The 10,714-nt window shown below is 70.3% G+C and carries 9 protein-coding genes; 2 read left to right on the top strand and 7 right to left on the bottom strand.

Annotated elements, in window-relative coordinates:
• Positions 1-26: 26 nt before the first annotated feature.
• From OG595_RS23110 to OG595_RS23090, 5 genes are all read right to left on the bottom strand, one after another.
• Complete coding sequence (locus OG595_RS23110; RefSeq protein WP_329274970.1) at positions 27-899, bottom strand: GNAT family N-acetyltransferase; 873 nt, start codon at positions 897-899, stop codon at positions 27-29.
• Positions 900-1,374: 475 nt separating this feature from the next.
• The gene (locus OG595_RS23105; RefSeq protein ID WP_329274969.1) at positions 1,375-1,533 is read right to left on the bottom strand and encodes a hypothetical protein; all 159 of its coding nucleotides are present in this window, start codon (positions 1,531-1,533) and stop codon (positions 1,375-1,377) included.
• Between the two features lie 302 nt (positions 1,534-1,835).
• Positions 1,836-3,404, bottom strand: a complete 1,569-nt coding sequence (locus tag OG595_RS23100) for a hypothetical protein (RefSeq protein WP_329274967.1) — start codon at positions 3,402-3,404, stop codon at positions 1,836-1,838.
• 188 nt (positions 3,405-3,592) lie between these two features.
• Positions 3,593-5,026, bottom strand: coding sequence for an RICIN domain-containing protein (locus OG595_RS23095; protein ID WP_329274964.1), 1,434 nt, complete (start codon positions 5,024-5,026; stop codon positions 3,593-3,595).
• 124 nt (positions 5,027-5,150) lie between these two features.
• On the bottom strand, positions 5,151-6,455 hold the full coding sequence (locus OG595_RS23090) for an amidohydrolase family protein (protein WP_329274962.1): 1,305 nt from the start codon (positions 6,453-6,455) through the stop codon (positions 5,151-5,153).
• 172 nt (positions 6,456-6,627) lie between these two features.
• Between OG595_RS23090 and OG595_RS23085 the strand changes: the two genes are divergently transcribed.
• On the top strand, positions 6,628-7,281 hold the full coding sequence (locus tag OG595_RS23085) for a precorrin-8X methylmutase (protein ID WP_329274960.1): 654 nt from the start codon (positions 6,628-6,630) through the stop codon (positions 7,279-7,281).
• Positions 7,282-7,372: 91 nt separating this feature from the next.
• Here the strand turns inward: OG595_RS23085 and OG595_RS23080 are convergent, their stop codons facing one another.
• Complete coding sequence (locus tag OG595_RS23080) at positions 7,373-8,497, bottom strand: HoxN/HupN/NixA family nickel/cobalt transporter (protein ID WP_443073116.1); 1,125 nt, start codon at positions 8,495-8,497, stop codon at positions 7,373-7,375.
• A gap of 84 nt (positions 8,498-8,581) precedes the next feature.
• Positions 8,582-9,379 carry a cobalt-precorrin-6A reductase gene (locus OG595_RS23075; protein ID WP_329274955.1) on the bottom strand — a complete coding sequence of 266 codons (798 nt, stop codon included), beginning with the start codon at positions 9,377-9,379 and terminating at the stop codon, positions 8,582-8,584.
• A gap of 18 nt (positions 9,380-9,397) precedes the next feature.
• Between OG595_RS23075 and OG595_RS23070 the strand changes: the two genes are divergently transcribed.
• Entirely contained in the window at positions 9,398-10,588 is a 1,191-nt protein-coding gene (locus OG595_RS23070; protein ID WP_329283134.1) for a cobalt-precorrin-5B (C(1))-methyltransferase, read from the top strand.
• The last annotated feature ends 126 nt before the right edge of the window (positions 10,589-10,714 follow it).

Genomic DNA, 10,714 nt, shown 5'->3' with positions numbered 1-10,714 from the left:
GGACGCGCCCCTCCCTCTCCCCTCGCTCAGGTGAAGTCGTACACGCCCCAGACGGCGATCAGCCGGTAGCCGATGCGCTGGTAGAGGGCGTTGCTGGTGAGGTTGGCGGGGTCCGTGTACAGGACGACGTCCGTGGCCCCCGCGGCGAGCGCGGCGCGGGTGACCTCGACCGTCACGGCGCCCGCGTAGCCGCGACCGCGCAGGTGGGCCGGGGTGTAGACGGGGTCCACCCGGACGTGGCCGGCGACCGTCGGGTTGACGCCCGCCATGGAGACGGGGGTGCCGTCCGGGGTCTCCCAGTAGGTGTAGCTCTTCTCGCCGAAGCGGGTGCCGGCCCAGGTGTCGGCGTTGATGGTGATGTCCTCCCCGAACTCCTCCGCGACCTCACGGCACCACTGCATGAGGTGCTCGTGCTCGTCCTCGCCGACGGGCCGGCCCCGGCCCGCCGGGACCGGCTGCGGTGGGGTGAGCGTGCCCAGGCGGTACAGGTTGATCGGGACGCGGAAGGTCGTCGTCGCGCCGGTGCGCCGCTGCCAGGCCTCGGCGAAGGCGGTGGCGGTGCCCTGTTCCGCGCTGACGCCCGGGAGACGCCGGCCGAGGGCGTCCGGGTGGGCGGCGAGGCGGGCGGCGAGACCGTCGGCCTGCTCCGGGACGAGGGGGGTGACGCTCAGCAGGTTTCGCCGGGTGAAGCGGTAGCAGACGGCGCTTACCCCGCCCGACTGCTCCAGCCGGCCGAAGAGGGGGGTTTCCGCGTCGTTCGCGCCCGCTCCCCCCGTTCGCAGCTTCTCGAACGTGGTCAGCGCGGTGGTGTGCAGGGCGGGCCGTGAGCGGAGGAAGTCTCCGGCCCGGTCGAGGAACTCGTCGATGTCTTCGGTGAAGTGCCAGTCGTCCGGGCGCATGCTTCATGATCCCCTGAAGCGCCCGACACGGGGAAGCGCTTGCTCACGTCACCTGCGGTCCACGGAAACGGTTGTACGGAAGCAGGGGTGAATGAGAGTGATCCCAGTCACAACTGGTCGCCATAGGGGAGCAGTCGGCTCCCACTGAGCATGCAGTCTTGTTACCCTTGGCCAGAGCCCGATCGCTGGTGCATCCCCCGTCGCCAGCGGTCGGGTTCTTTGATGCCCGGAGGGGCCCCGAAGGGGCGGAACGAACCCCCGCCCCTCCCGCCCGCCGTCGTGCCCCGGCCCTCGCCGGGACCGGAAATCCACGGCTGCCTGAGCCGAACCCGCGAACGGACGAGCCGGGCGGAGGGGCCTGCTGTTGCCCCGTGGGCAGAGCGCCGCAGGAGAACTGTGTGTCCTGCGCGCCGCCGGCCTCACCCGCGTGGTCATCCACTCGGAGACCGTCCACCCCGACCTGCCGGCCGCCCGGTCAGCCACCGGCCTTCTTGTCGAACCATCCGAGCGACCGGATGACGGACGCGCCGATGAAAAGGATGCCGAGAGGAACGATCGTGAACCAGGTGGCACCGGCTTTCATGGCCGCGAGCAGGACGATGGCGCCGATGGCCAGCGCCAGGAGCACGAGCATGCCCAGAAGGACACGAATCTTGGAAACCAACGGAGAACTCTCCAATGCTCAGCCGGGCTCTACTGAATGGACAGCGTTCGCTACCCCGTCGGACCGCCGACAACGGTTGCCCGGCAGGGAGGCGGCAAGCTCCCCGGCGTGACACCACCGCTCCGTCAGGAAGCTCATGGGGCGAGTCTTCCAACGCCGCCTTCCGGAGTCTCCAGTAGAACTACGTAGTCGAATACGTAGCGCTGAGCCGTGCGGCCCGGGTGCCGTTCGCATCCGACCCGTCGGCACCCCGGTGGCCGGCCCGCTCCAGGTCACCCCGAGGCCAGCTGCTCCGCTATCTCCGCGATCCAACCGGAGGTCTTCGCCGGGTCGTTGAGGGTCTCGGCCCACGCGTCCGGCTCCAGCTTGTGCTTGGCGGGTCCGGATTTGAGGGCGACGAGCAGGGACCTGGCGGACTCCCGCATCTCGGCCGTGGTGTTCCCGGAGATGTCGGGGCCCGCCGCCAGGGCGTAGATCTCGCGCGCCATCGCCTGGCGTTCGCCCTTCGACACCTTTTTCCAGAACTTCATCGCGTGCTTCAGCGACTCCTTGCGGGAGGCGGCCTCCGCCGGGGTCTCGCCCTGCGGCGCCCAGCGCTCGGGGTGGTGGACCTCCTCGTAGCGCTTCGTGGCGGCGCGGAGCGCCTTGTACAGGGTGACGCCGAGGACGAGACCGGCCCCGGCCCCGGCGAGGCCCCATCCGACCGGGTTGCTCGCCAGGCCGGCTGTTCCCGCCGCGACCGCCGTCACGACGCCGGCCGCGGCCTTGACGGACTCGCCCCCGCCGGCGGCCGTCTCCTTGCCTATCTTGGTGAGCTGCTTCTTCTTCGCGTACTGCTGCACCTTGCTCAGCTTTTCCACGTCGTTCTCGGCGTGCTGAAGGCTCTCGGCGGCGTCACGGGCTTCGCCCATCGCCTCCCAGGCGGCGTCGATGGCCTCGGAAACGGCCTCCAGCCGTCCCGGGCCCTCGTGCTTCCAGTAGGTGTCCAGCGCGACGTAGGCCTCCGCTGCGGCCCAGTCGGCCTGCACCTGCGACTCGTTCAGCCGCGCCAGTGACCCCGCATGGACGAGGTGGGGATCTCCCAGCTTTTTGACCTGCTTGTACTTGTTGGCCGCTCCCCCGATGCGGAAGGCGGACCGCATGCCCTTGATCGCGCCGACGGAAGCGCCGGCGACACCGCTCGCCTCGGATGCCACCGCGGCGTCCGCCGCCTTCTGGATCTTGGTCACCTCCTTGGCGATGGCGGCGCTGTAGCTTCCCGAGCCGGCGGCGCCGACGACCGTGTCGGTCCCCTTGGTCCTGGCCTTCTTCATCGCCGTGTGGTGGTCGGCCCCGGTCTCGTGCTTCTTGGCGCCCTTCATGTTCTTGTACGCGTCCATGCCGCTGACCACGGTGCCGGCGGCCTCCGTGAGGAGGTTGCCCGACGCCGCGGAGGTCCCCGAGGCGGCGGCGGAGTGCTTGAGGCCCTCGTTGGCCGCGACGGCGGCCTGCTGGCTGAAGGCCGCGTTGGTGGGGGTCTGGAAGCCCTTGATGAAGGTGTCGATGGGTTCGAGATTCTTCTTGAACCTGTCGAGGAGCGCGGCGATCCGGTCGCGATAGCTCTTCTTCTTCGCTCCGGGGGACGCGTCACCGGTCGCCGCCGCGTTCCCTCTCTCGGCCCGTACGCGCTGCACCACCGCGGTCGTGGCCCGGTTGCCGGCACGGGACTGCATCTCCAGGAGGACGCGCTCCGGCGAGCGTGCGGACGTACTCCGGGTCCGGCTCCCTCCCTCACGGTGCCGGGCCGACGCCAGGACGGCTGCGGACTGCCGTGTCGGGGTGCGGTGGATCGGCGTGCTCATGAATGAACCTCTCCTGTACCGGACCGGGCGAGGCGAAGGTAGCCAGACCTGGCCAACAGAAGGGGCACGGCGGGGAAACTTCCCACGGACGCTGCGGGGCGCACGTGGTGGCTCCGACCGGGCGTCGCTTCATGAGCGTGCTGCGCGAGAAAGAGAGGCTGGATCCGTTCGTGTCGGTCAGCCTCTGGTCAGGTGGTTGAGGGGTGGATGATCTGCCACTCCTGGTCGTCGGTGTTGGAGCAGGTGAAGAGTGTGAGGTCGGTTCCCTTGCCGCCGGTGCTGTAGCCGGCGACGTCCAGGCACGCGTTGTTGCTGGCGTAGTTGCGGATCCAGTAGTCGCCGCTCGGCTGCTTCGCCAGCCACCACAGCTGGTTGTCGGCGGTCGTGCCGTTGCAGGTGTATTCGAGGATCGGTGACCTGATGGGCTTGGCACCGTAGTCCGACAGGTCCACGCAGAGCTGGTCCTTGACGTTGCGGATCTGGAAGAGCGCCGAGCCGCCGGGACCCAGTTTCGGGTACCTCACCTCCAGGTTCCACCGCTGGGTGCCGGCGGCGTTCTCGTCGCAGGTGGACTGGACGACCCGGCCCTTCGAGTCGGTGTCGTCGGCGGGCGGGAGGTCGGCGCACATCCTGGTGGTCGGGTTGCGCAGCATGATGCCGGACGCGGGCAGCACGCTCGGGGCCTTCGGCTCGGCCGACGGGGGTTTCTCGCCCTCGTCGTCTCCGCCCGCCTGCGCCGGGGCCGTCGGCTGAGGTGACGGCTGGGCAGGCTCGGCGGGTGCGGCCGGGGCGGAAGGGGCCGACGGCGCCGTAGGCGTGGGTGTCGAGAGGGGAGGCGGCAGCGTGCTGACGGCGACCTCCTGAAGCTCCCGGGCGCTGCTGGTGACCCTGGGCTTGTAGGCGATCCACAGCATCACGAAGGTGATCGCGAGCGCCAGGAAGACGCCGAGCGCGGTGGCGAGCCAGCCGGGCAGGAAGCTCCGCTGCACGTAGGTGCCCTCGACGGCGAGCGGCGTCACCCCCGACCGCTTCACCGCGAGGGTGTAGGGCCGTTCCTGCTTGGAGCCGAACCAGGTGAGCTGGCGTGGCTTCAGCGTCGCGTTCACGAACGCGGCACGGCCGGGTTCGATCTGGACGTTGCCCGGATGGATGTCGTACGACAGGTGGTCGCCGTTGTCGCCCCCGCTGAGCGACGCGGTCACCTTCGTGTTGCCGAGGTTGTCGACGGCCAGCTTCGGGCGTCCCCGGAAACGGCCCTTCACCGTCGGGGGTACGAGTTCGGCCCGCACCTCCGTGAAGGGGGTGATCGTCAGGTTGCCCTCGGGGACGGTCGTCGCCTCGGGATGTTCGGTCGGTGTGATCCGTACCGCGTAGGGGTTCGGTCCCGCTGTCGCGTCCGGGGTGCGCGGCGGCGCGAACGTCAGCTCCACCGTCCCCGTCGTCCCCGGGTACAGCCGCAGCGAGGCGGGCTCCACCGTGGTCCAGGGCGCGAGAGCACCGACGGGTTCGAAACGGTACTCGTCGACCACGTCACCGGTGTTGCGCAGCCGCAGCCGCACGGTCGTACTGCCACCGGGGTCCACCGTGGCCGAAGCAGGTTCGAGGGAAGTCCAAAGGCTCACTGTTCGACGTTACGGTGGCGATCGGCCCCCGTCAGGAGTCAGCGGGGCAGGCCGGGCTGCCCCTACGGGCACCGGTCACCTGGCGGCGGCAGGACCCGGCCCGCCACAGTGACCGGCGTGCCTCCTACCTGCCCGCCGCGGCAGCCGCGACCGCCGCCCGCGCCCGGGTCCGGAACGCCTCCAACTTGTCGACCGGTTCGGTCAGTTGACGGCTCCGGGAGCGGATGCTGACGTCGTGGCCCTGGGCCGCCGCGCGCAGGGCGCCGACCGTGGCCCGGTCCTTGGGGATGTGCGAGAAGGGGTCGAAGGAGTACCAGCGCATCGCGTTCTCATGGGTCATCCTGATGGTGTCCTCGTCCGGCACGGAGTGCTTCTCCAGGACGCCGTGGACCTGTTCCGGCGCGTCCGGCCACATGGAGTCGCTGTGCGGGTAGTCGCCCTCCCAGCAGATGTTGTCGATGCCGATCTCGTGCCGGAGCTTCACACCGAGGTCGTCGCTGATGAAGCAGGTCAGGAAGTGCTCGCGGAACACCTCGGACGGCAGCTTGCCGCCGAAGTCCTGGAGCGTCCACGTCGCGTGCATCTCGAAGGTCCGGTCGACCCGCTCCAGGAAGTACGGGATCCAGCCCGTGCCGCCCTCCGACAGCGCGATCTTCAGGTCCGGGTACTCCTTGACGGGCCGGGACCAGAGCAGGTCGGCCGCCGCCGACACCAGGTTGATCGGCTGGAGGGTGATCATCACGTCCGGCGGAGAGTCCACCGCCGGGATCGCCAGCCGCCCGGACGAACCGATGTGCACCGACATCACCGTGTTCGTGTCGGACAGCGCCTGCCACACCGGGTTCCAGTACTCGTCGTGGAAGCTCGGGTAGCCCAGGGCGGCCGGGTTCTCCGGGAAGGTGAGGCTGTGGCAGCCCTTTTCCGCCACCCGGCGGATCTCGGCCGCGCACAGCTCCGCCGACCAGATCGCGGGCAGTGCCATGGGGATGAAGCGGCCCGGGTACGCGCCGCACCACTCGTCGATGTGCCAGTCGTTGTACGCCCGCACCAGCGCCAGCGAGAAGTCGTCGTCGTCCGTGGCGAACAGTCGCGCCGCGAACCCGGGGAAGGACGGGAAGTTCATCTGGGCCAGGACTCCGCCGGCGTTCATGTCCTTGACGCGCTCGTGCACGTCGTAGCAGCCCGGCCTGATCTCGTCCATGCCCTGGGGGTCGAGGCCGTACTCCTCCTTGGGCCGACCGGCGACCGCGTTCAGCGCGGCGTTGCCGATGGTGCTGTCGCGGAACTGCCACACGTCACTGCCGTCCTCGCGGTGGACCAGCTTCGGAGCGTCGTCCAGATACCGCTTCGGGAGGTGGTTCACGAAGATGTCGGGCGGCTCGATGATGTGGTCGTCCACGCTGATCAGGATCAGGTCGTCCCGTTCCATGACGTTCCTCCGCAGTGGTCCGCAGTGACTGCACAGTGGTTCCGCAGTGATTTCGACCTTCTCTGTCAACGTAAATTAGCTTCTCACTTTCAGAGAATCAACCGTCCGAACGTGGTGGGAAAGGGCTCGTACATTCGTAGAATCACCGGGCCCGCAGCACGGACGTCGACGGATGAGTGAGAGCACAGTGGTCGAGAACCCGTTCGAGTACGAGAAGGACGGCGCCGCGATCTACCGCCAGTCCTTCGCCACCATCCGCGCCGAGGCCGACCTCGCCGGGCTGCCCGCCGACGTCGCCCAGGTCGCCGTACGGATGATCCACGCCTGCGGGATGGTCGACCTCGCCGGCGACCTCGGCTACACACCCGGCGTCGTCACCCGCGCCCGCGAGGCCCTGCGCGCGGGCGCCCCCGTCCTCTGCGACGTCTCGATGGTGGCCAGCGGCATCACCCGCAAGCGGCTGCCCGCGGACAACGAGGTCGTCTGCACGCTCACCGACCCGGCGGTACCGGACCTGGCGGCGGAACTCGGCACCACGCGCAGCGCCGCCGCGCTGGAGCTGTGGCGCGACCGGCTGGAGGGTGCCGTGGTGGCCGTGGGCAACGCGCCCACCGCCCTCTTCCGGCTCCTGGAGATGATCGAGGAAGGGGCACCCCGCCCGGCGGCGGTGATCGGCGTCCCGGTGGGCTTCGTCGGCGCGGTCGAGTCGAAGGACGCGCTGGCCGGGCATCCGTCCCGGCTGGAGCATCTGGTCGTACGGGGGCGCCGGGGCGGGAGCGCCATCGCGGCGGCGGCGGTCAACGCGATCGCGAGCGAGGCGGAGTGAGCGGGGACGGCACACAACCGGGGGCGGCTCCCCACCAGGAGGGAGGCAGGCCGAGACGGGGGCAGGGGCAGAGCCGGGTACAGGGGGCGGTCTACGCCTCCGCCTCCACAGGTTTCCGCTCCGGCCCAGCCAGTCCCGACGTCCACCTCTCCTCGATCCGGCCGACCTTCCACACCACCAGGGCGACGGCCCAGGTCGCGAAGAACAGCCCGACGATGACGTAGCCGACGATGTTGAGGTCGAGGCCGGACACCCGGTCCCAGAACGGGCCGTGGAGGTCCGCCCGGTCGGCGATCAGGCCCAGCAGCTCGACCGTGCCGATGATGAGCGCGACGGCGACCGACAGTCCGGTGATCGTGAGGTTGTAGTAGACCTTGCGGACCGGCTTGGAGAAGGCCCAGCCGTACGCGAAGTTCATGAACGAGCCGTCGATCGTGTCCAGCAGCGACATCCCGGCCGCGAAGAGGACGGGCAGGCACAGGATCGCGTACCAGGGCAGCCCCGAGGCCGCGCCCGAACCGGCCAGCACGAGGAGCGCGACCTCGGTGGCCGTGTCGAAGCCGAGCCCGAAGAGCAGGCCCAGCGGATACATCTGCCACGACTTGGTGATCGACCTCGTGAAGCGGCCCAGGAGCCGGTTCATGAACCCCCGGCTGTTCAGCTGCTCTTCGAGGGCGTCCTCGTCGAAGTGGCCGGTCCGCATCCGCCGGAACACCTTCCAGATGCCGGCGAGGATGACGAGGTTGATGCCGGCGATGAGGTAGAGGAACGTCCCGGAGACGGTCGTACCGATGAGGCCGGTGACGTCGTGCAGGTTGGAGCCGTCGTCCTGGACCGGCCCGGCGAGGGCCTTGACGCCCAGGGACAGCAGAAGGGCGAGGGCGAAGACGACGCTGGAGTGGCCGAGCGAGAACCAGAACCCGACGGACAGCGGGCGCTGCCCCTCGCCCATCAGTTTCCGGGTCGTGTTGTCGATGGCGGCGATGTGGTCGGCGTCGAAGGCGTGCCGCATACCGAGCGTGTAGGCGGTCACCCCGATACCGATGCCGAAGGCCTTCCCACCGGCGGTGTAGTGCTCGGGCGCGACGATCGCCACGAGCGTGAACCAGCCGATGACGTGCAGCGCCACGATGAAGGCGGCCATGCCACCGACCCTGATCCACTCCTCACGACTCATCGCTCCAGCCTTCTGCCAGCATCCATTACCTGCAATCAATGTGCAGTAAAGGTCCCGACAGGTTTCGGTCAGGAGGCCAGGAGGCCAGGGAAGCAAGGGGACAGGGGACAGGGGACGAGGAGGTCAGGGGTGTCGGGACGTCAGGAGCCAGTGCAGGGCCTGCTCCGGGCTGTCGACCACCCGCACGCCCTCCGGTACCGCCGGGCGCCGTACGACGACCACCGGCAGCCCCGCCTCCCTCGCCGCCGTCAGCTTCGGTGCGGTCGCCGGGCCGCCGCTGTCCTTCGTGACGACGACGTCGATGCGGTGGCGGCGCAGCAGCTCGCGTTCGCCGGGTTTGCCGTCCTCGCCGTCGAGAGTGAAGGGGCCGCGGTCGAGCAGCACCTCCATACGGGCCGGGTGCGGGGGCTCGGGCGCGTCGACGGAACGGACGAGGAACCACAGCTCGTCGAGCGCGGCGACGGCGAAGGCGGCCAGGCCCAGGCGCCCGGTGGTGAGGAACACGCGCCGGCCGAGCGAGGGCAGCAGTGCGGCGGCCTCTTCCAGAGAGCCGGCCTCGTGCCAGTCGTCCCCGTCGACCGGGACCCAGCCGGGGCGCCGGAGCGCGAGCAGGGGAACATGGGCTGCGGCGGCGGCCCGCGCCGCGTGGAAACTGATCGTGTCGGCGAAGGGGTGGGTGGCATCAATGAGGACGTCCACCTGGTGCTCGCCCAGCCACGCGGCCAGCCCCTCGGCGCCGCCGAAGCCGCCCACCCGCACCTCGCCGGGCGGCAGCCGGGGCGTGGAGACCCGTCCGGCCAGGGAGTTCGTCACCCGGAGCGCGGGCAACCGCGTACCGGCCGTCTCGTCCGCGTCGGCCGTCAGGAGCTCGGCGAGGCGGCGGGCCTCGGCGGTTCCGCCCAGGATCAGTACGTGCGGCACGACGACCGGGTTCCTTTCATGAGCGGCGGCGAGGCCGGCGGGGCCAAGGGCGGACGCGGTGCCCAACTCAAGCACACCGGCCTGCGCCCCGGCTGGACCACCGGCGCCTGTGCGACCGCCGCCACGACAGCCGCGTACACCGCCCTGCTCACCGGGGACTTCCCCGACCCGGTGACGATCACGCTGCCCAGGGGCCAGACACCGGCGTTCGCGCTGGCCACCGAGGAGCTGACCGGCTCGTACGCCATGGCGGGCATCGTGAAGGACGCGGGCGACGACCCGGACGTCACCCACGGCGCACTGGTCCGGGCGACGGTACGGCTGCTGCCCGCCGGGTCGGGCGTCGTCTTCCGGGCCGGTCCGGGCGTCGGCACAGTGACCCGCCCCGGGCTGCCGCTGGCGGTCGGCGAACCGGCGGTCAACCCGGTCCCCCGGCAGCTGATGCGCGACCACGTCGCCCGGGTGGCCGCCCTGCACGGGAACAGCGGGAACAGCGGGAACAGCGACGGGAACGGGAACGGGAGTAGGCAAGGAAACGGGAACGGGGGTGATGTCGAGATCACCATTTCCATCGACAACGGCGAGGAGATCGCCCGCTCCACCTGGAATCCGCGGCTCGGCATCCTCGGCGGGCTGTCCGTCCTCGGCACCACCGGAATCGTCGTCCCCTACTCCTGCTCGGCGTGGATCGACTCGATCCGGCGGGGCGTGGACGTGGCCCGGGCCGCCGGACACACCCACGTCGCCGGATGCACCGGCTCGACCTCGGAGAAGACGGTCGTGGCCGCGTACGGACTCCCCGAGGAAGCCCTGCTCGACATGGGCGACTTCGCGGGGGCGGTGCTGAAGTACGTACGACGGCATCCCGTCGAACGGCTCACGATCTGCGGCGGGTTCGCGAAACTGTCGAAGCTGGCGGCCGGTCATCTGGACCTGCACTCCGCCCGTTCCCAGGTCGACAAGGGACTTCTCGCCGAACTGGCCCGGCGCGGCGGCGCGAGCGAGACGCTGGCCGCCGAGGTCGCGGACGCCAACACCGGCCTCGCGGCACTCCAGTTGTGCGCGGCGGCCGGGGTCCCGCTCGGCGACCTGGTCGCGGTGGCCGCGCGCGACGAGGCACTCGCGGTACTGCGCGGGGCACCCGTCGCGGTCGACGTGATCTGTATCGACCGGGCGGGACGGGTGGTGGGCCGCAGCGAGGTGGCCTGACGGTGCGTCGGTCCGTAGGTTCGTAGGCCCGTCGGCCCGTCGGTGGCCCCCGGCCTGCAACCACCCGTCACGGTGAGGCAGTCTTCTCCCTCGTGGCGATCCTGGGGAACCTTCCGAGTCAGAGCG

This window comes from Streptomyces sp. NBC_01451 (assembly GCF_036227485.1).
Taxonomy (GTDB): domain Bacteria; phylum Actinomycetota; class Actinomycetes; order Streptomycetales; family Streptomycetaceae; genus Streptomyces.
Note: the sequence above shows the minus strand (reverse complement) of the source record. Positions and strands in the feature narration are given on the sequence as shown.